This is a genomic window from Enterobacter sp. H2G27 (genome assembly GCF_054403075.1).
In genome coordinates this window covers 1,661,182-1,680,773 of sequence record NZ_JBSVSI010000001.1, presented here as the reverse complement: position 1 = coordinate 1,680,773, position 19,592 = coordinate 1,661,182, and the positions used below count along the sequence as shown (strand labels likewise).

Genomic DNA, 19,592 nt, shown 5'->3' with positions numbered 1-19,592 from the left:
CTTTCTCCTTGATAACAAAAGAGGGATAGCTCACATGCTTAAGGGATAAGTATTGATGACTTCTGAGAAACGTTATGGCGCTTTGTGCGCTCTTTTTGGTGTCGGGTGTCGGCTGCGCCCTACCCGACCTACGAAAATCCAGGCCGGGTAAGCGTCAGCGCCACCCGGCAATTTACAGATTTACTTCACACACGCCGAACACTGGGACGACTGGATCTGCTTGAAGAAGTCGTTGCCTTTGTCATCCACGAGGATAAACGCCGGGAAATCTTCCACTTCAATTTTCCAGATCGCTTCCATACCCAGTTCCGGGTATTCCACGCACTCCAGGCTCTTGATGCTGCCCTGCGCCAGAACCGCAGCCGGGCCGCCGATGCTGCCGAGGTAGAAGCCGCCGTGCTTGTGGCAGGCGTCCGTCACCTGCTGGCTGCGGTTGCCTTTCGCGAGCATGATCATGCTGCCGCCATTGGCCTGCAGCTGGTCAACGTACGAGTCCATACGGCCCGCCGTGGTTGGGCCTAACGAGCCAGAGGCGTAGCCTTCAGGCGTTTTCGCCGGACCCGCGTAGTAGATCGGGTGATCTTTAATGTACTGCGGCAGCCCTTCGCCGTTGTCCAGACGCTCTTTCAGCTTCGCGTGCGCGATGTCGCGGCCCACGATAATCGTGCCGTTCAGGGAGAGACGGGTCGAGACCGGATACTGCGAAAGCTGCGCCAGAATCTCTTTCATCGGACGGTTCAGGTCAACGCGGACCGCTTCCCCCTCGCCCGCTTTGCGCAGCTCTTCCGGGATATATTTGCCCGGGTTGTTTTCCAGTTTTTCGATCCACACGCCTTCGCGGTTGATCTTCGCCTTGATGTTGCGATCCGCAGAGCAGGAGACGCCCATCCCGACCGGACAGGAAGCACCGTGACGCGGCAGACGGATCACGCGCACGTCGTGGGCAAAGTATTTGCCGCCAAACTGCGCGCCAAGACCCAGGTTACGCGCTTCTTCCAGAAGCTCCTGCTCAAGCTGAACGTCGCGGAACGCCTGGCCGTGCTCGTTACCTTCGGTTGGCAGGCCGTCGTAGTATTTGGTTGAGGCCAGCTTCACGGTCTTCAGCGTGCTTTCAGCCGACGTGCCGCCAATCACAAACGCGATATGGTACGGTGGGCACGCCGCGGTACCGAGGGTGCGCATCTTCTCAACCAGGTAGTTCTTCAGCTTACCCGGGGTGAGCAGCGCTTTGGTTTCCTGATAGAGATAGGTTTTGTTGGCCGAACCGCCGCCTTTGGCGATACAGAGGAATTTGTACTCGTCCCCGTCGACGCTGTAGAGGTCAATCTGTGCAGGCAGGTTGGTGCCGGTGTTGACCTCTTTATACATGTCCAGCGCCGCGTTTTGCGAATAGCGCAGGTTGTCTTCGGTGTAGGTGTTATAAACGCCGTGTGCCAGCGCCGCTTCGTCACCGCCGCCGGTCCAGACGCGCTGCCCTTTTTTACCGACGATGATCGCCGTGCCGGTATCCTGACAGGTTGGCAGAATGCCTTTCGCCGCGATATCGGAGTTACGCAGGAACTGCAGGGCAACGTACTTATCGTTTTCGCTGGCTTCCGGGTCGCTCAGAATATCGGCCACCTGCTGCTGATGCGCAGGACGGAGCATAAACGAGGCGTCGTGGAAAGCGTGCTGCGCCAGCAGCGTCAGCGCCTGCGGATCCACCTTGAGGATCTCTTGTCCTTCAAATTCAGAGACGGAGACGTGATCGCGGGTTAACAGGTAATACTCGGTCTGATCCTTACTGAGGGGGAAAGGATCCTGATAATGGAAGGGTTTATTCGACATTGGTCTCTCACTTACTGCTTCGGTCTGTTTATTCAGGGCAGATGTTCCGCTGCCCGGCTTAAAAGCGAGTCAGCTTATCCTACACAATTTTTTAACAAAAACTGAGACTAGTACGACTTTTTACATCCACAGGTTACTTCCATGAGGTTTATTGCTTTAATACCCGGAGTTAATTCCACAATTGAATCAGGGCTTGATAATGCAAAAACTCATTAACTCAGTGCAAAACTACGCCTGGGGAAGTAAAACTGCGTTAACGGATCTCTACGGTATCGCGAACCCGAACAACCTGCCGATGGCGGAACTGTGGATGGGTGCGCACCCGAAGAGCAGCTCAAAAATTGAAGACGCCAGCGGCCAGGTACGCAGCCTGCGCGACGTGATTAATGCCGATAAAGCCGCGCTGCTGGGTGACAAAGTCGCTCAGCGCTTTGGCGAGCTGCCGTTCCTGTTTAAAGTTTTGTGCGCTGACCAGCCGCTCTCCATCCAGGTTCACCCGAACAAGAAAGCCTCAGAAATCGGGTTTGCGAAAGAGAACGCGGCGGGTATTCCGTTAGATGCTGCTGAGCGTAATTACAAAGATCCTAACCACAAGCCTGAGCTGGTGTTCGCGCTGACGCCGTTCCTGGCGATGAACGCGTTCCGCGAGTTTTCAGAAATTATCTCCCTGCTGCAGCCGGTCGCGGGTGCCCATAAAGCCATCGCGCATTTCCTTGAAAACCCGAACGCCGATGCGCTGAGCCAGCTGTTTGCCAGCCTGCTGAATATGCAGGATGAAGAGAAAACCCACGCCCTGGCGGTGCTGAAAGCCGCCCTGGACAGCCAGCAAGGTGAACCGTGGGAGACCATCCGTCTGATTTCCGAATTCTATCCGGACGACAGCGGCCTGTTCTCCCCTCTGCTGCTGAACGTGGTGAAGCTCAATCCGGGTGAAGCGATGTTCCTCTTCGCGGAAACCCCGCACGCCTACCTTCAGGGCGTGGCGCTGGAGGTGATGGCCAACTCCGATAACGTGCTGCGCGCGGGCCTGACGCCAAAATACATCGACATCCCTGAACTGGTAGCCAACGTGAAGTTCGTGGCGAAACCTGCCGCGGAGCTGCTGACTCAGCCGGTGAAAAACGGCGCAGAGCTGGACTTCCCGATTCCGGTTGAAGATTTTGCCTTTTCCCTGCACGACCTGAGCCAGGCCGAAACCGCCATCGCACAGGAAAGCGCGGCGATCCTGTTCTGCGTGGAAGGCGAAGCGACGCTGCACAAAGGCGAACAGCGTCTGGTGCTTAAGCCCGGTGAGTCAGCCTTCGTTGCAGCCAATGAGTCTCCGGTTAGCGTAAGCGGCACCGGTCGCCTGGCGCGCGTTTTCAATAAGCTTTAACCACTTACTGAATTTTTTAACAACTCTTGCTAAGCTAGTTGCAGGCTTAATATCTCCAGGCGGTTTTTACCGCCTGGTTTCATTTTAGGGATAGTCGCAATGAAAAAATCGGTCGTAGCGGTTGGAGTGATTGTAGCGTTAGGCGTGGTCTGGACGGGTGCCTCCTGGTTTACCGGGAAACAGTTGGAAGGCCGTCTGGCTGAGATGGTGGCGCAGGCTAACGGAGAGATTAAGCGCAGCGCGCCGGAAGCAGGTCTGGAACTGAGCTACCAGAATTATCATCGCGGCGTGTTTACCAGCCGCATGCAGCTGGTAGTGAAGCCGGTTGCCGGTGCTGCAAACGGCTGGCTGAAACCGGGCCAGAGCGTGGTGCTGGACGAGGTGGTGAGCCACGGTCCCCTGCCGCTGGCGCAGCTGAAGTCCTTTAACCTGATCCCGTCGATGGCGTCCGTCCATACCGTGCTGGTGAATAATGACGTCACCAAACCGCTTTTTGACCTGGCGAAGAATGAATCGCCTTTCGACATTAATACCCGCATTAGCTATTCCGGTGACACGAGTTCCGATATTGCTCTGAAAGCGCTGAACTACGAGAAAGAGAATGAGAAAGTCGCCTTCAGCGGCGGTCACTTCAAACTCGATGCTGACCGCGATGGAAACGTGTTCTCCCTGACGGGTGAAGCGGAAAGCGGCCTGGTCAATGCCGTGAACGAATATAACCAAAAAGTTCAGCTCACCTTCAATAACCTGAAAGCCGACGGCAACAGCCGCATGACCGATTTCCAGGAGCGTATCGGCGATCAGAAACTGTCTCTCGACAAAGTCGCCATAGCTGTTGAAGGAAAAGAGATGGCCGTGCTGGAAGGCATGGACGTCAACGGAAAATCCGACGTTTCTAAAGATGGTAAGAGCATCAATACCCAGCTGGATTACACGCTGAAGAGCCTGAAAGTGCAGAATCAGGATCTGGGCACCGGCAAACTCTCGCTCAAGATCGGCAATATCGACGGTCAGGCGTGGCACGAGTTTAGCCAGAAATACAGCAAAGAGAGCCAGGCGCTGCTGACCGATGCCGCCCTGCAGCAAAACCCGGAAGTCTACCAGCAGCAGGCGATGGCGGTGCTGTTCAACAACCTGCCGATCCTGCTGAAAGGTGAGCCGGTGGTCACCGTTGCGCCGCTGAGCTGGAAAAACAGCAAAGGCGAAACCAGCTTCAACCTGTCGCTGTTCCTGAAAGATCCGGCCACCGCAACGGGTGAACCGCAGACGCTGGCGCAGGAAGTGGATCGCAGCGTGAAGTCGCTCGACAGCAAGCTGACCATTCCGATGGATATGGCAACCGAGTTCATGACCCAGATTGCGAAGCTGGAAGGCTACGGCGATGAAGATGCCGGCAAGCTGGCGAACCAGCAGGTGAAAGGCCTGGCGGCAATGGGCCAGATGTTCCGCATCACGAAGGTGGACAACAACGCGATTTCCACCAGCCTGCAGTACGCCAACGGCCAGGTCACGCTCAACGGCGACAAAATGCCGCTGGAAGACTTCGTCGGCATGTTTGGTATGCCTGCTCTGGGGATGCCGGAACCGGCTGAACCGGCAGCGCCAGCCGAACCGGCGGCACCGCAGCAGTAACGTCAAAACCCCTCGCATGAGGGGTTTTTTATTGCCCGCTAGCTTTTCCATCCCGCCAGGAAATCCAGCAGAAGCGCGTTTACTTTCTCTGGCTGCTCCTCCTGCGGAAGGTGGCCGCACTCATCGATACCATGCGCCCGCAGGTTCTCCGCCATTTCGGCCCAGACGCTTTCCATATCGAAAAGCTTGCCGACCGCATGAAAATCATTACCCCACAGCGACATTACCGGGCAGGTGATTTTCACCTCAGCGTCTGCCATATCCTGCGCAATATCCTCTGCGTTGGCGCGATAGTCAGCCATAGCGCCTCGCACGGTCCCCGGTGCCGTATACGCCCGAACATAGGTATCAAACGCCTCACCGCTGATGGTCGACGGATCGTAGGTCCAGTCCGAGAAAAAGTGGCGCAGCCAGATATGCTCCCGACCCGCAATCAGCGCTTCCGGCAGGTCTGGTACAAGATGAAACAGAAAGAACCAGTATGCACGCGCAATCGACGCATTCAGATCGCGCGCCACAATACGCGTTGGCACGTTATCCATCACCACCAGTCGATCCACCAGTTCAGGGTAATCTTTTGCAAACCGCGTCGCGACGCGCGCGCCGCGATCGTGCCCCACCAGTACCACTTTCTGTAAGCCAAGCACACGCATCAGTTCCCGGATGTCCCGCGCCATGTTGCGTTTATCATAGCCAGAAGCAGGTTTATCCGTTTCGCCATACCCGCGTAAATCCGGCGCAATCACTCGGTAGTGCCGGGACAATACAGGTATCTGGTAGCGCCAGGCATAGTTTGTTTCAGGGAAACCATGCAGGAGAATAACCGGTGCGCCTTCACCCTCTTCGACCACATACTGACGGATACCGTTTGCCGTTACAGTGTAACTTCTCATGTTCATAACCTCATATTATTTCAGCAGAGGCACGTTGGCCGCACGTTGATAAGGACCGTAATTTACCGGGTTCCAGCTAAAGCCCTGCCGCCCGGCAGTGATATGCCCGATACCGGGGAAAGGCAAATGCGCTGCGGCCATCCACTCACCGTCTTTCGCCAGCGCGTTAAATTCCTGCGTCCGGGACGAGATGGCTTTTTTCGGATCGACATCGAAGCGAATAGACACTTCAGGGTGCGGGAACTGGACGGCAGGCGCATGAATCAAATCCCCAATGAAGTTGATAGCCGTACCCTGCGACGCAAAGCGATAAACGGTACTGCCAGGCGTATGACCAGTGGCATAGGTCGTCTGGACTTCCGGGATCGGCGAAGCTGGCGGGACGAAGGTTTTAAGATGCCCGGTGGCTTTATACGCAGACAGCGCATTCCTGGCGATAGCGAAATACTCCTTCGCGTTAGCCGGCGCGCTCGCTTCTTTTGCAGGGTCAAGCCAGTAGTCGGCCTCCCCCTGCGGTACGTAGACGGTGGCATTGGGGAACAGCGCCTTACCGTCTGCATCGCTCAGGCCGCACACGTGGTCAAGATGCAGGTGGGTCAGGAAAATGGTATCGACCTGCTCAGGACGATACCCTGATGCGTTTATATTGCTGACCAGCTGGCCGGCCGTTTCCGACATGCAGTGGCCTCCTCCGCTGTCAATCATCACAAGGTGTTTACCGGTATTGACCAAAAACGCGTTGAAGGCGGTAGGCATGCGTTCGGCATCAATTTTGTGTTGAGCCAGCAGTTCGCGAACCTTGTCACCTGAGAGCCCGTGCAGTAGGGAAGGCGAAAGATCGTTATAGCCGTCGAACAGCGCCGTCACCTCATATTCCCCTATCGCCAGACGATAATAACCGGGGACCTGCTGTTTCACCTGCGCGGGGGCATCTGCCCATGATGTGCTTGCAAAGAGCAGGCCGCTGAACGCCAGAACCGTTTTCAACTTTTTCATCTTCACTCCAGACTGATATTTTTTCAGGTTGTGAAGAGACTATGGCAGCGTAACGATTAATAATGTAGACATGTACTTTGATAGGTCAGCATAACGAAAAGCGATACAATGAAGCTGGAAGACGTTGAAGTGTTTGTCGAAGCCGTCAAGGCGGGTAGCCTGGCGGGCGCCGCGCGTCGGCTCTCTGTGAGCCCTATGGCGGCGTCACGGTCTCTTAATAATCTTGAGGCGGAACTGGGGGTCAGGCTGGTGCACCGCACCACGCGTTCCCTCTCACCCACCAGCGATGGGGACGTTTTTTTACCCCATGCGCAGGCGCTGCTGGAAGATAAAAATAATGCGCTGGCCGATCTGTTTCCCGAGGGGACGCATCTTACCGGACGCCTGCGCATTACCGCCTCAGCAGGGTTTGGCCGTAAGATCGTTGCTCCCATGCTGACCCGGTTTATGCAGCAACATCACGCCCTGCAGGTCGATTTACTCGCCACTGACGAAAAGGTGGATATTGTCGGTAAAGGCATAGACGTGGCGTTACGCATTGCTCCGCTGCGAGACAACCGATTAGTTGCCCATCGCCTGTGTCACAACCCACGGGATCTCTGCGCCAGCGCGGCGTATCTTGCCGCAAATGGCTATCCAAAATCGTTTAACGATCTGGAGGCACATAGCTGTCTGACCACGTCAGATACCGTCCACTGGTCATTCGAACAGGGCGAACAGCGCTACAGGCAAAAGGTGTCGGGTCGATTCTCCGCGAACTCTGTTGAGGCCATTTTCGAAGCCTGCCTTGGAGGGTTGGGCATCGCCAATTTATCTCGCTGGTACGTAGAACCGGCCTTCAGAGAGGGTAAACTCGAGCGGATCGTCCTGGAGGATGCCCGGCCGGAATCGCTGGCCGTTTGGGCGGTTTATCCGACCTCCAGGCTGATCCCGGCAAAAATACGAAAATTTGTGGAGGCACTGGAAGCCGAACTGTTGCTCAATCCGCTAACGCAACTCACCTGATACTATTTTACCGGCACCAGGCGCGCCGCCACAATCTGGTGCCCGGCCTGCACATCCGTATTTTCGATACGCTGCATGATTCTGTCCGCCAGGGTGTAACCCATCTCCCGCGCGGGGGTAGTGGCCCAGACGATCGGCAGATCGTCCAGCGCGTTTTCACCGACGTCGGCGAACGCCCCCAGCGCCACCTGGTGGCCGAAGAAGGTTTCCACCCCGCCCTCGCCGCTCTGACGCCCGGCGCGGATCAGGCCAAACCAGGCCCCCATAGCGATCACATCGTTATAGCAAATCACGGCGCTGATCGTCGGGCTGCTTCGCAGCAGCGCGCCTATCGCTTCCGCCGCCATCTTCTGGCTGGACTCACACTCCACGACCCACTCGCTGTGGAACGGCAGGCCGTATTTAATCAGCGTCGCACAGTAGCCGCCGACCCGCTCGGCGCGGGTCAGGGACGAGCTTTTCCCGCCCAGCCAGGCAATGCGCTGATGACCGCGACGAATAAGATGCTCGGTCAGCATTTGCGCGGCCTGCATGTTATCCGGACGCAGCGTATCGGCTTCGTCGAGGTAGCTGGCGCGCGAGGCAAACACCAGCGGCACGCCTTTTTCGGCGGCACGCTCGCACAGCTCGCTGCCCACGCCCGACGCCCCTGCGACGATCACCCCGTCCACCCCCTGGTTCAGCAGCATATCGAGCCGGGAAAGCAGCTGATCGGCTTCGCGGCCGCCGTGAAGCAGAAAGACCATCCGCCCCTGCGCTTCAAGCGCTTCGGTTAACCCGGCCGTCAACTCCGCATAGAAAGGTGACGTCAGGTCACGAACGATCAGGCCAATCACCCCGCTTTGCCCCCCGCGCAGCGCCGACGCCTGGCGGTTACGCACAAAGCCCAACTGTTCAACCGCCTCGTTCACCCGCTGACCGGTCGCGGGAGAGATGCGCCCTTTTCCGCTCAGTACCAGAGAAACGGTGCTGACGGAAACCCCCGCCGCCAGCGCGACATCGTTGATGGTGACTTTTTTCGCTACGGCCATGTGTTGGCGTGACTCCCTGAAAATGAGATCGGTAAAACGTTTTATCAATACGTTATCTTTATACTACCAGTCAAAGCCTGAGAATGTGATTTAGCGCGCACTAAACTTTGATAAAACGTTTTATCTTCTCGCAGCATTGAGGCAGACAAACTGATTTTAACAATAAAGGAGTCGTTTTATGACGGCGAAAGCAGCACAAAAAATATCGCTGTGGGAATTTTTCCAGCAACTGGGTAAAACCTTCATGCTGCCCGTGGCACTTCTCTCGTTCTGCGGGATCATGCTGGGGATCGGCAGTTCACTCAGCAGTAAAGACGTCATTACGCTGATCCCGTTCCTCGGCACCCCCGTGCTGCAGGCGATCTTTATCTGGATGAGTAAAGTCGGCTCCTTTGCATTTAGTTTCCTTCCCGTGATGTTCTGTATCGCTATCCCGCTGGGCCTGGCCCGCGAGAACAAAGGCGTCGCGGCGTTTGCCGGTTTTGTGGGTTACGCGGTGATGAACCTGGCGGTTAACTTCTGGCTGACCGCGAAAGGCATTCTGCCGACCACCGACGCTGCCGTGCTGAAAGCTAACAACATTCAGAGCGTGATCGGTATCCAGTCTATTGATACCGGGATCCTCGGTGCAGTGATCGCGGGCGTGATTATCTGGATGCTGCACGAGCGCTTCCACAATATTCGTCTGCCGGATGCCCTGGCCTTCTTCGGCGGTACCCGCTTTGTGCCGATTGTGACCCTGGTGGTCATGGGTTTGTTTGGTTTGATCATTCCGCTGATCTGGCCGGTCTTTGCGATGGGCATTAACGGTATTGGCCGCATCATCAACGGCGCGGGAGATTTTGGTCCGATGATCTTCGGCACCGGCGAGCGTCTGCTCCTGCCGTTTGGCCTGCAGCATATCCTGGTGGCTCTGATTCGCTTCACCGAAGCGGGCGGCACCATGGAGGTGTGCGGTCACGATGTGAGCGGCGCGCTGACCATCTTCCAGGCGCAGCTGAGCTGCCCGACCACCCACGGCTTCTCCGAAAGCGCAACCCGCTTCCTGTCTCAGGGTAAAATGCCTGCCTTCCTCGGCGGCCTGCCGGGTGCCGCGCTGGCGATGTACCACTGCGCGCGCCCGGAAAACCGTCATAAAATTAAAGGCCTGCTGATTTCCGGCGTGATCGCCTGCGTTGTGGGCGGTACCACCGAGCCAATCGAATTCCTGTTCCTGTTCGTCGCACCGGTGCTGTACCTCATCCACGCGGTGCTGACCGGTCTGGGCTTTACCGTGATGGCGGTGCTGGGCGTCACCATCGGCAACACCGACGGCAACGTGATCGACTTCGTGGTGTTCGGGATCCTGCACGGCCTCTCCACCAAGTGGTATCTGGTGCCGGTCGTGGCGGCGATTTGGTTCGTGGTGTACTACGGGATCTTCCGCTTCGCCATCACCCGCTTTAACCTGAAAACGCCAGGCCGCGATACCGATACGGCCACCAGCGTCGAGCAGGCGGTAGCCGGTACCGTGGGCAAATCCGGCTATAACACCCCAGCAATTCTGGCAGCGCTGGGCGGTGCGGATAACATTACCTCGCTGGATAACTGCATTACCCGCCTGCGTTTGTCGGTGGCGGATATGTCAAAAGTCGATACCAACGCCCTGAAAGCCAACCGGGCCATCGGCGTGGTACAGTTAAATCAGCACAATTTGCAGGTGGTTATCGGCCCGCAGGTACAGTCAGTGAAAGATGAGCTGGCTACCCTGATGCGAACAGTAGAAGCCTGATGCCTCAGCCCCCTCTCCATGAGGGGGTTTTACGTTAAGGATTAAAGCATGTTTGATTTCTCAACCGTCGTGGATCGACACGGCACCTGGTGTACGCAGTGGGACTACGTCGCCGACCGCTTTGGCGCGGCGGATCTGCTGCCCTTCACCATCTCGGATATGGATTTCGCCACCGCCCCCTGCATAATCGACGCGCTGCATCAGCGCATTCATCACGGCGTGTTTGGCTATAGCCGCTGGAAAAACGACGAGTTTCTCGCAGCCGTCGCGCACTGGTTCCAGCAGCGTTTTAACAGCCGGATTGATACCGAAAGCGTGGTTTATGGCCCCTCCGTCATCTACATGGTCTCTGAACTGATACGCCTCTGGTCAAACCCCGGCGACGGCGTGGTGGTACACACCCCGGCATACGATGCGTTTTATAAGGCCATAGAGGGTAACGCGCGTCGTGTTGTGGCGGTTGAGATGGAAAAGCAGGCGGCAGGCTGGCAGGGCAATATGGCGGCCCTCGAAGCGGCGCTGGCGAAACCGGAAAACAAAATTTTGCTGCTGTGCAGCCCGCAGAATCCGACCGGTAAGGTCTGGACGCGGGATGAGCTGACGCACATGGCGGAACTGTGCGCACGCTATGACGTGGCGGTGATCAGCGATGAAATTCATATGGATATGGTGTGGGGAGAGCATCGTCACACGCCGTGGATCGCGGTGGCGCGCGGGAAATGGGCGCTTCTCACTTCCGGCTCGAAAAGCTTTAATATTCCAGCTCTTACGGGCGCTTACGGCATGATTGGCGATGAAGAGAGCCGTAACGGTTATCTCAGCGCGCTAAAAGGACGGGACGGACTCTCTTCCCCTTCCGTGCTGGCGCTTACGGCCCACATCGCGGCCTATCAGCAGGGGGAGCCGTGGCTGGATGCCCTGCGGGGTTATCTCGAAGGGAATTTGTCGTATATCGCGCAGGAAGTAAACCACGCTTTTCCGAAACTAAACTGGCAGCCGCCGGAAGCGACCTATCTGGCCTGGATCGATCTGCGCCCGCTGAACATTGACGATCGGGCGCTGCAAAAAGTGCTGATCGAGCAGCAAAAGGTCGCCATCATGCCGGGATATACCTATGGAATAGAGGGAAATGGCTTCGTACGCTTGAATGCGGGCTGCCCGCGAAGCAAGCTTGAGCAAGGGGTTCAACGCCTGATTGCCGGGATTAATACGATCCTGTAATCAATTTGCGCAACGGAATATTCCCTTGCGCAAATAGCTTTTTACCCCGTTTTGTTTTTATAATATGGCGCACTTTAACCAGAAAAGAGTGCGACCATGATTGATACACGCCTGCCTTTAACTGATATTCATCGTCACCTTGACGGTAACATTCGTGCCCAAACCATCCTCGATCTTGGCCGCCAGTTCAATTTAACGCTTCCTGCTCAGACCCTTGAGTCCCTGATCCCTCACGTACAGGTGACCTCTAATGAACCGGACCTGGTCAGCTTCCTGAGTAAACTCGACTGGGGCGTAAAGATGCTGGCATCGCTGGATGCCTGCCGCCGCGTGGCGTTTGAGAACATCGAAGATGCCGCCCGCAACGGCCTGCACTACGTCGAGCTGCGCTTCTCGCCGGGCTACATGGCGATGACCCACAGCCTGCCCGTTGCAGGCGTGGTGGAAGCCGTCATTGAGGGGGTCCGCGAAGGGTGTAAAACCTTCGACGTTCAGGCTCGCCTGATCGGCATCATGAGCCGTACCTTCGGTGAAGCCGCCTGCCTGCAGGAGCTGGAGGCGCTGCTGGCCCATCGCGATGCCATCACCGCCGTCGATCTCGCCGGTGACGAGCTGGGCTTCCCGGGCAGTCTGTTCCTCTCCCACTTCAACCGCGCGCGCGATGCCGGCTGGCACATTACCGTACATGCGGGTGAAGCGGCTGGCCCGGAAAGCATCTGGCAGGCCATCCGCGAGCTGGGCGCCGAGCGTATCGGTCACGGCGTGAAGGCGGTCGAAGATCGCGCGCTGATGGATTTCCTGGCGGAGCAGCGTATCGGGATTGAGTCGTGCCTGACGTCTAACATTCAGACCAGCACCGTCGCATCGCTGTCGCAGCACCCGCTGAAAACGTTCCTTGAGCACGGCGTGCTGGCCTCTCTGAACACTGACGATCCGGCGGTACAGGGCGTGGATATCATCCATGAGTACAACATCGCCGCACCGCAGGCGGGTCTGAGCCGCGAGCAGATCCGTCAGGCGCAGATCAACGGGCTGGAGAGTGCCTTCCTGACGCCTGCAGAGAAGCAGGCGCTGAAAGATAAAGTGGCTCGCGGTTAACTCCGCTGCCGGGTGGCGCTACGCTTACCCGGCCTACTAAAATATTTAAAATTATGCCAGACAGAGCGTCGCGCGATGTTTGGCAGATTCAATACCCAGCTCAATCAGCTCCATAATCTGTATCGCCTGGTTGGCCGGAACCGGATTTTCGCCCGTACCGTTCAGCGCATCGCGGATGCCCGCATAATAGGCCGGATAGTTACCCGGTATCGTCAGAAAGGTCTCCTCGACCAGCTCCTCGCCTTCCACCCGCGTCACTACGCCGTCGCGCATATCATAGCCCCAGTCTTCCTGCGGTAAACGTTCACCGCTTTTCAGCCGGTCTTCCTGCGGGTCGAGACCAAACTTCACGTAGCTCCCGCGCGTGCCGTGCATAATATAGCGGGCCGATTCCGCGGCCGCGACCATCGTACCGTGGAGCACAATCCGCCGCTGCGGGTAACTCAGCACCGCGTGGAAGTAATCGGTCGTCTGTGCTCCGGGCCTGAGCTGGGCCAGATCGACCGTCATGCTCACCGGCAGACCAAAAAGATTGACGGCCTGATCCAGCAGATGCGGGGCTAAATCGTACCAGATGCCGCTGCCCGGACCGGCCTGCTCGCGCCAGCGGTTTCGTACCTGCGGACGGAAGCGGTCAAAGTGCGATTCAAAAAAGAGGATCTCCCCTAATGTGCCCTCACTGAGAAGCCTTTTTACCGTTAAAAAGTCGCTGTCCCAGCGGCGGTTATGGAACACCGACAGCAACCTGCCCAGACTCTTTGCCAGCGCATCCAACTCGCGCGCCTGAGACAACGTAACGGTAAAGGGCTTATCGACAACCACGTGCTTGCCGGCTTCCAGCGCGGCCTTTGCCAGTGGAAAGTGGGTGTCGTTCGGCGTGGGGATAACGATTAAATCAATATTCGGATCGTTGAAAAGGTGTTTTGGCTCAGAGACAACCGGCACGGAAGGCCAGTCTGTATGGACTTTAGCGGCATCGCTGCTGGTTACCGCTGCCAGCGCCATTCCCGGCGTCCCGGCTATCAGAGGCGCATGAAACGTTTTGCTTGCATACCCGTAGCCGATAAGCCCAACGCGGATATTATCACTCATAGTGCCATCCTCTTTTATGACGTTCTTATTTCACACTGGCTAGCCTGGCATTACCACAGATTAATAATGTGCCATATGACTTAAAATAGCAGGTCGTACGGGTTGTTTTTGTTACATAGTATTAACCTACTGATTTTGTTTAAGGGAACCGTTCCCAAAGCGCTTGCGGCCGGGGAAACGTCGCTGTAACATTTGCACCCTGTATTTAAGGATAAAGTACAACTACGAATCATGACGTCAATTATTAATCGAATCATTGAATTAGCGGGATGGATTGTCCTTGGGGTTTCGGTCATTTTGCTGGGTGTTGCCAGCCATATCGATAACTACCAGCCGCCGGAGCCTGTCACAGTCGCCCAACCCAAGTAACCGGTTACCGCAATAAAGAGTGACATAATATGTCAGTTACTTATTGCCAGCCCCGGTGAACACGGTTAACCTTCTCTTCCAGGCATCGTCTGATGCCTGAATTTCAGCAAAGAAAACTCCTAATTTCGTCGCGTTACCTGAGTGGGCTGTTTACGTCTTTATTAATCCGTTTATTATTCGAACGAATTACCTTAACTGGTATTACTCACTTTTATATGGAAACTTATTAATATGACAGTTCAGGACTATTTATTAAAATTTCGCAAGATCAATTCGCTTGAGAGCCTGGAAAAACTGTTTGACCATCTGAACTACACCCTGTCTGATAATCAGGACATCATTAATATGTATCGTGCCGCTGACCATCGCCGTGCGGAGCTGGTTTCCGGCGGTCGTTTGTTCAACGTGGGTGAAGTGCCTAAGTCCGTATGGCGCTACGTTTTATAAGAAAGTAGCCATCCGCGCGAAATGTTATATACTCTCCGCCCTGCCAACTGGCTGTAAAACATTTCGCGCAGATTATGGGAGAGTTCATGACCGCAACGCCTGGAGAACGCATTGGAGGCTGGTTAATCGCCCCACTGGCATGGCTGCTGGTTGCCTTATTAAGCGCATCACTTGCGCTGCTGCTTTATACCACCGCACTGATTACCCCTCACGCCATCCAGACCCTGATGTCGCAAAACGTGCTGAATATTGCTTTGTGGTTTGTGTCATTCGTTTTCGCGATCGGGATGTGGTACTACACGCTGTGGCTGACCATCGCCTTCTTTAAGCGCCGTAAGAATGTGCCTAAGCACTACATTATCTGGCTGCTGGTTTCGGTCCTGCTGGCGGTTAAGGCGTTTGCTTTTTCGCCCGTTTCAGACGCGCTGGCCGTTCGTCAGCTGCTTTTCCCGTTGCTGGCCGCGGCGCTGCTGGTACCCTACTTCAAGCGTTCGACGCGGGTGAAAAACACCTTCGTGAACCCGTAATAACCCTACAGATAACCTGTTGTCGCCTGCGTGTGTTTGTCCGATAATAGGCGGCTTTTTTATTTCAGGCTAAATAATGACCGATTACTTACTGCTCTTTGTCGGCACCGTGCTGGTTAACAACTTCGTTCTGGTGAAGTTCCTTGGCCTGTGTCCGTTTATGGGCGTTTCCAAAAAGCTGGAAACGGCAATGGGCATGGGGCTAGCGACGACCTTCGTCATGACTCTGGCGTCCATCTGCGCGTGGTGGATTGATACCTGGATCCTCATTCCGCTGGGGTTAACCTATCTCCGGACGCTGGCCTTTATTCTGGTTATCGCGGTGGTAGTGCAATTTACCGAAATGGTGGTGCGCAAAACCAGCCCGGCGCTCTATCGCCTGCTGGGTATCTTCCTGCCGCTGATCACTACCAACTGCGCCGTTCTCGGCGTGGCGCTGCTGAATATCAACCTTGGCCATAACTTTATGCAGTCGGCGCTGTACGGTTTTTCCGCTGCAGTCGGTTTCTCATTTGTTATGGTTCTGTTCGCGTCGATTCGCGAGCGTCTGGCGGCAGCGGATATCCCCGCCCCCTTCCGCGGTAACGCGATTGCGCTGGTGACCGCAGGTTTAATGTCTCTGGCCTTTATGGGCTTTAGTGGTCTGGTGAAGTTGTAATGAGTGCTATCTGGATTGCCATCGCCTCTATTAGCGTTCTGGGGTTGGTGTTTGGCCTTATCCTGGGTTACGCCTCCCGCCGCTTCGCGGTAGAGGACGATCCTGTTGTTGAGAAAATTGATGAACTCCTGCCGCAAAGCCAGTGCGGGCAGTGCGGCTACCCTGGCTGCCGTCCCTACGCGGAAGCGGTAGGCATTCAGGGTGAAAAAATTAACCGCTGTGCGCCCGGCGGCGAAGCGGTGATGTTGAAAATTGCGGCCCTGCTTAACGTTGATCCGCAGCCCGTTGACGGCGATGCGGAGGTGCAGGAGCCGGTCCGCGCGCTGGCCCTGATCGACGAAGCGAACTGCATCGGCTGCACCAAATGTATTCAGGCCTGCCCGGTCGACGCCATTGTTGGCGCAACGCGCGCCATGCACACCGTGGTGGCGGACCTGTGCACCGGCTGTAACCTCTGCGTAGCACCCTGCCCGACGCAATGTATCGAGCTGCGCCCGGTTGAAACGACTACCGAAAGCTGGAAGTGGGATCTTCAAACCATTCCGGTTCGCAATATTCCTATGGAACAACATGCTTAAGTTATTTTCTGCTTTCAGAAAAGAGAAGATTTGGGATTTTGACGGGGGTATTCACCCACCGGAGATGAAAACCCAGTCTAGCGGCACGCCGCTGCGTCAAATTCCGCTGGCGACCCGTTTCGTTATGCCGCTCAAGCAGCACATCGGCGCTGAGGGTGAGCTGTGCGTCAAAGAAGGCGATACGGTCCTTCGCGGTCAGCCGCTGACCTTTGGCCGCGGACGTATGCTGCCGGTGCACGCTCCCACCTCCGGTAAGGTGGTCGCCATCGCACCCCATACGGTGGCCCATCCGTCAGCGCTTTCAGAGCTGAGCGTGATTATTGAAGCCGACGGTGAAGACCGCTGGATCGACCGTGATGGCTGGAGCGATTACCGCAGCCAGAGCCGCGAAGCACTTATTGAACGTATTCATCAGTTCGGCGTTGCCGGCCTCGGCGGCGCAGGCTTCCCGACAGGCGTCAAGCTGCGCGGCGGTGGCGATAATATTCAGACGCTGATTATCAACGCCGCCGAATGCGAACCGTACATTACCGCTGACGATCGTCTGATGCAGGACTGCGCCGCCCAGGTGGTGGAAGGCATCCGCATCCTGGCGCACATTCTGCAGCCGCGGGAAGTGCTGATCGGTATCGAAGACAATAAACCTCAGGCTATCTCGATGCTGCGCGCCGTGCTGGCCGGTAGCCACGATATCAGCCTGCGCGTCATCCCGACCAAGTACCCCTCTGGCGGTGCTAAACAGCTGACGCAAATCCTTACCGGTAAGCAGGTGCCGCACGGCGGACGCTCTTCGGATATCGGCGTGCTGATGCAGAACGTCGGCACCGCGTACGCCGTGAAGCGCGCGGTGATCGACGGCGAGCCGCTGACCGAGCGCGTGGTAACGCTGACCGGGGAATCGGTCTCTCGTCCGGGCAACGTCTGGGCACGTCTGGGTACGCCGGTGCGTCACCTGCTGGAGCAGGCTGAGTTTTGCCCGGGCAGCGACCAGATGGTGATCATGGGAGGCCCGCTGATGGGCTTTACCCTGCCGTGGCTCGATGTGCCTGTAGTGAAAATTACCAACTGTCTGCTCGCCCCTTCCCCGACCGAGATGGGCGAAGAGCAGGAAGAGAAAGGCTGCATCCGCTGCAGCGCCTGCGCCGATGCCTGCCCGGCGGATCTGCTGCCGCAGCAGCTGTACTGGTACAGCAAAGGGCAGCTGCACGACAAGGCAAAAGCCCATAACCTGGCCGACTGCATCGAATGCGGCGCCTGCGCCTGGGTCTGCCCAAGCAACATCCCGCTGGTGCAGTATTTCCGCCAGGAGAAGGCTGAGATTTATGCTATCTCCATGGAAGAAAAACGCGCCGCGGAAGCTAAGGCACGTTTCGAAGCGCGCCAGGCGCGACTGGAGCGCGAAAAAATCGCCCGTCAGGAGCGCCATAAGCAGGCCGCGGTTCAGCCCGGCGAGAAAGATCAGGATGCGATTAACGCCGCACTGGCGCGCGTTCGTGAGAAAAAAGCGACAGCGGCGCAGCCTGTGGTGATCCCGGCTGGCGAGAAGCCTGACAACAGTGAAGCCATCGCGGCGCGTGAAGCTCGCAAAGCCCAGGCTCGCGCTCGTCAGGCTGAAAAAGCGCAAACGGTCCAGACGGATGCCGAGGTTGACCCGCGCAAAGCCGCAGTTGAAGCGGCAATAGCCCGCGCCAAAGCGCGCAAAGCCGGCGAGCAGAACGTGGTGGTTGAGCAGGAAGCGGTCGACCCTCGCAAAGCGGCCGTTGAGGCAGCGATTGCCCGGGCCAAAGCGCGCAAGGCGGCGCAGCAGACGCCAGCTGCAGAAACAGAAGCACCGGTCGACCCGCGTAAAGCCGCCGTCGAAGCGGCGATTGCCCGGGCTAAAGCCCGTAAGGCGGCGCAGCAGGAAGAGCAGCCGCAGGCCGCCAACGATGACCCGCGCAAAGCCGCCGTGGCCGCCGCCATCGCGCGCGTTCAGGCGAAGAAAGCCGCACAGCAAGCAGTTAACGAGGATTAAATGGTTTTCAGAATCGCAAGCTCCCCTTACACCCACAATCAGCGCCAGACGTCGCGCATTATGATGCTGGTCTGCCTGGCGGCGCTGCCGGGCATTGCCGTTCAGTGCTGGTTTTTCGGCTGGGGAACCCTGTTCCAGATAATCCTGGGCTGTGCCAGCGCCTTAGCGGCGGAAGCCCTTGTGCTTAAGCTGCGTAAGGCGGCTGTCTCCCGCATTCTTGCCGATAACTCCGCGCTGCTGACCGGCCTGCTTCTCGCCATCAGTATTCCGCCGTTTGCCCCGTGGTGGATGGTAGTGCTCGGCACCGTGTTTGCCGTGATCATTGCCAAACAGCTGTATGGTGGACTGGGCCATAACCCGTTTAACCCGGCGATGATTGGCTACGTGGTGCTGCTGATCTCCTTCCCGGTGCAGATGACCAGCTGGCTGCCACCGCACGAGATTGCGGCCACGGTTCCGGGCTTTATGGATGCCCTGCACGTCATCTTTACCGGCCATACGACACTCGGTGCGGATATGAACGCCCTGCGCATGGGCGTGGACGGTATCAGCCAGGCGACGCCTCTCGATACCTTTAAAACATCCCTGCATGCCGGGCACAGCGTTGAGCAGATCATGAAGTCCGCGATCTACAGCGGCATGCTGGCGGGCGCGGGCTGGCAGTGGGTCAACCTGGCGTATCTGCTGGGCGGCCTGTTCCTGCTGCAGCAGAAAGCCATCCGCTGGCATATTCCGGTCAGCTTCCTCGTGACGCTGGCGGTGTGCGCCACGCTGGGATGGGTCTTTTCTCCTGAATCACTGGCCAGCCCGCAGATGCATTTGCTCTCCGGTGCCACCATGTTAGGAGCCTTCTTTATCCTGACGGATCCGGTGACGGCGTCAACGACTAACCGCGGCCGCCTGATCTTCGGCGCGCTGGCGGGCCTGCTGGTCTGGCTCATCCGCAGCTTTGGCGGGTACCCGGACGGTGTCGCCTTTGCCGTCCTGCTTGCCAACATTACCGTTCCGCTCATCGACTACTACACGCGCCCTCGCGTGTACGGTCATCGCTAGGGGTT

18 protein-coding genes are annotated in these 19,592 nt (G+C 57.0%); 13 read left to right on the top strand and 5 right to left on the bottom strand.

The window, feature by feature from the left end; translation table 11 throughout:
• Positions 1-180: 180 nt before the first annotated feature.
• Positions 181-1,827 (bottom strand): class I fumarate hydratase FumA, encoded by a 1,647-nt coding sequence (gene fumA / locus ACW9E7_RS08005; protein ID WP_024909338.1) that lies wholly within the window; start codon positions 1,825-1,827, stop codon positions 181-183.
• 199 nt (positions 1,828-2,026) lie between these two features.
• Here fumA and manA point away from each other — a divergent pair, with 199 nt between their 5' ends.
• A complete protein-coding gene (gene manA / locus ACW9E7_RS08000; RefSeq protein WP_136194745.1) occupies positions 2,027-3,202 on the top strand; it encodes a mannose-6-phosphate isomerase in 1,176 nt (391 codons plus the stop codon).
• A 99-nt stretch (positions 3,203-3,301) separates the two neighbouring features.
• Positions 3,302-4,834 carry a YdgA family protein gene (locus tag ACW9E7_RS07995; RefSeq protein ID WP_274242947.1) on the top strand — a complete coding sequence of 511 codons (1,533 nt, stop codon included), beginning with the start codon at positions 3,302-3,304 and terminating at the stop codon, positions 4,832-4,834.
• 38 nt (positions 4,835-4,872) lie between these two features.
• Here ACW9E7_RS07995 and ACW9E7_RS07990 read toward each other — a convergent pair whose 3' ends face one another.
• Positions 4,873-5,727 carry an alpha/beta fold hydrolase gene (locus tag ACW9E7_RS07990; RefSeq protein ID WP_458727528.1) on the bottom strand — a complete coding sequence of 285 codons (855 nt, stop codon included), beginning with the start codon at positions 5,725-5,727 and terminating at the stop codon, positions 4,873-4,875.
• A gap of 15 nt (positions 5,728-5,742) precedes the next feature.
• Positions 5,743-6,723 carry an MBL fold metallo-hydrolase gene (locus ACW9E7_RS07985; protein ID WP_458727527.1) on the bottom strand — a complete coding sequence of 327 codons (981 nt, stop codon included), beginning with the start codon at positions 6,721-6,723 and terminating at the stop codon, positions 5,743-5,745.
• A gap of 108 nt (positions 6,724-6,831) precedes the next feature.
• Between ACW9E7_RS07985 and ACW9E7_RS07980 the strand changes: the two genes are divergently transcribed.
• Entirely contained in the window at positions 6,832-7,728 is an 897-nt protein-coding gene (locus ACW9E7_RS07980; RefSeq protein WP_458727526.1) for a LysR family transcriptional regulator, read from the top strand.
• Between the two features lie 2 nt (positions 7,729-7,730).
• Here ACW9E7_RS07980 and ACW9E7_RS07975 read toward each other — a convergent pair whose 3' ends face one another.
• Positions 7,731-8,759: a Mal regulon transcriptional regulator MalI gene (locus tag ACW9E7_RS07975; RefSeq protein WP_115874877.1), complete on the bottom strand. Its 1,029-nt coding sequence runs from the start codon at positions 8,757-8,759 to the stop codon at positions 7,731-7,733.
• Between the two features lie 178 nt (positions 8,760-8,937).
• Between ACW9E7_RS07975 and malX the strand changes: the two genes are divergently transcribed.
• The 3 genes from malX (at position 8,938) to add (ending at position 12,849) form a co-directional block, all read left to right on the top strand.
• The gene (gene malX, locus ACW9E7_RS07970; protein WP_133294255.1) at positions 8,938-10,530 is read left to right on the top strand and encodes a maltose/glucose-specific PTS transporter subunit IIBC; all 1,593 of its coding nucleotides are present in this window, start codon (positions 8,938-8,940) and stop codon (positions 10,528-10,530) included.
• A 48-nt stretch (positions 10,531-10,578) separates the two neighbouring features.
• The gene (locus tag ACW9E7_RS07965) at positions 10,579-11,751 is read left to right on the top strand and encodes a MalY/PatB family protein (RefSeq protein ID WP_458727525.1); all 1,173 of its coding nucleotides are present in this window, start codon (positions 10,579-10,581) and stop codon (positions 11,749-11,751) included.
• A gap of 96 nt (positions 11,752-11,847) precedes the next feature.
• Positions 11,848-12,849 (top strand): adenosine deaminase, encoded by a 1,002-nt coding sequence (add, locus tag ACW9E7_RS07960; protein ID WP_115874874.1) that lies wholly within the window; start codon positions 11,848-11,850, stop codon positions 12,847-12,849.
• A 51-nt stretch (positions 12,850-12,900) separates the two neighbouring features.
• On the opposite strand, the gene ACW9E7_RS07955 is transcribed toward add, so the two are convergent.
• Positions 12,901-13,941: an oxidoreductase gene (locus ACW9E7_RS07955; RefSeq protein WP_458727524.1), complete on the bottom strand. Its 1,041-nt coding sequence runs from the start codon at positions 13,939-13,941 to the stop codon at positions 12,901-12,903.
• A 243-nt stretch (positions 13,942-14,184) separates the two neighbouring features.
• Between ACW9E7_RS07955 and blr the strand changes: the two genes are divergently transcribed.
• The 7 genes from blr (at position 14,185) to rsxD (ending at position 19,587) form a co-directional block, all read left to right on the top strand.
• Positions 14,185-14,310, top strand: a complete 126-nt coding sequence (gene blr / locus ACW9E7_RS07950; protein WP_168112406.1) for a division septum protein Blr — start codon at positions 14,185-14,187, stop codon at positions 14,308-14,310.
• Positions 14,311-14,541: 231 nt separating this feature from the next.
• Entirely contained in the window at positions 14,542-14,757 is a 216-nt protein-coding gene (gene ydgT, locus ACW9E7_RS07945) for a transcription modulator YdgT (RefSeq protein WP_013096896.1), read from the top strand.
• A gap of 86 nt (positions 14,758-14,843) precedes the next feature.
• Positions 14,844-15,284, top strand: a complete 441-nt coding sequence (locus ACW9E7_RS07940) for a DUF2569 domain-containing protein (protein ID WP_115874872.1) — start codon at positions 14,844-14,846, stop codon at positions 15,282-15,284.
• Between the two features lie 76 nt (positions 15,285-15,360).
• Positions 15,361-15,942, top strand: a complete 582-nt coding sequence (gene rsxA, locus ACW9E7_RS07935) for an electron transport complex subunit RsxA (RefSeq protein ID WP_063438368.1) — start codon at positions 15,361-15,363, stop codon at positions 15,940-15,942.
• Positions 15,942-16,520, top strand: coding sequence for an electron transport complex subunit RsxB (rsxB, locus tag ACW9E7_RS07930; RefSeq protein ID WP_458727523.1), 579 nt, complete (start codon positions 15,942-15,944; stop codon positions 16,518-16,520). The genes rsxA and rsxB overlap by 1 nt, the downstream gene beginning before the upstream one ends.
• Entirely contained in the window at positions 16,513-18,534 is a 2,022-nt protein-coding gene (gene rsxC, locus ACW9E7_RS07925; protein WP_248173666.1) for an electron transport complex subunit RsxC, read from the top strand. Before rsxB ends, rsxC begins: the two co-directional genes overlap by 8 nt.
• A complete protein-coding gene (gene rsxD / locus ACW9E7_RS07920) occupies positions 18,535-19,587 on the top strand; it encodes an electron transport complex subunit RsxD (RefSeq protein WP_458727522.1) in 1,053 nt (350 codons plus the stop codon).
• The last annotated feature ends 5 nt before the right edge of the window (positions 19,588-19,592 follow it).

Bases quoted from the DNA above. Each gene is read 5' to 3' on its own strand.
- ACW9E7_RS07985 (WP_458727527.1), bottom strand. From the start codon at position 6,723: ATGAAAAAGTTGAAAACGGTTCTGGCGTTCAGCGGCCTGCTCTTTGCA.
- manA (WP_136194745.1), top strand. From the start codon at position 2,027: ATGCAAAAACTCATTAACTCAGTGCAAAACTACGCCTGGGGAAGTAAA.
- rsxB (WP_458727523.1), top strand. From the start codon at position 15,942: ATGAGTGCTATCTGGATTGCCATCGCCTCTATTAGCGTTCTGGGGTTG.
- rsxD (WP_458727522.1), top strand. From the start codon at position 18,535: ATGGTTTTCAGAATCGCAAGCTCCCCTTACACCCACAATCAGCGCCAG.
- rsxC (WP_248173666.1), top strand. From the start codon at position 16,513: ATGCTTAAGTTATTTTCTGCTTTCAGAAAAGAGAAGATTTGGGATTTT.
- ydgT (WP_013096896.1), top strand. From the start codon at position 14,542: ATGACAGTTCAGGACTATTTATTAAAATTTCGCAAGATCAATTCGCTT.
- ACW9E7_RS07940 (WP_115874872.1), top strand. From the start codon at position 14,844: ATGACCGCAACGCCTGGAGAACGCATTGGAGGCTGGTTAATCGCCCCA.
- ACW9E7_RS07975 (WP_115874877.1), bottom strand. From the start codon at position 8,759: ATGGCCGTAGCGAAAAAAGTCACCATCAACGATGTCGCGCTGGCGGCG.
- ACW9E7_RS07995 (WP_274242947.1), top strand. From the start codon at position 3,302: ATGAAAAAATCGGTCGTAGCGGTTGGAGTGATTGTAGCGTTAGGCGTG.
- ACW9E7_RS07965 (WP_458727525.1), top strand. From the start codon at position 10,579: ATGTTTGATTTCTCAACCGTCGTGGATCGACACGGCACCTGGTGTACG.
- malX (WP_133294255.1), top strand. From the start codon at position 8,938: ATGACGGCGAAAGCAGCACAAAAAATATCGCTGTGGGAATTTTTCCAG.
- fumA (WP_024909338.1), bottom strand. From the start codon at position 1,827: ATGTCGAATAAACCCTTCCATTATCAGGATCCTTTCCCCCTCAGTAAG.
- ACW9E7_RS07955 (WP_458727524.1), bottom strand. From the start codon at position 13,941: ATGAGTGATAATATCCGCGTTGGGCTTATCGGCTACGGGTATGCAAGC.
- ACW9E7_RS07990 (WP_458727528.1), bottom strand. From the start codon at position 5,727: ATGAGAAGTTACACTGTAACGGCAAACGGTATCCGTCAGTATGTGGTC.
- ACW9E7_RS07980 (WP_458727526.1), top strand. From the start codon at position 6,832: ATGAAGCTGGAAGACGTTGAAGTGTTTGTCGAAGCCGTCAAGGCGGGT.
- rsxA (WP_063438368.1), top strand. From the start codon at position 15,361: ATGACCGATTACTTACTGCTCTTTGTCGGCACCGTGCTGGTTAACAAC.
- add (WP_115874874.1), top strand. From the start codon at position 11,848: ATGATTGATACACGCCTGCCTTTAACTGATATTCATCGTCACCTTGAC.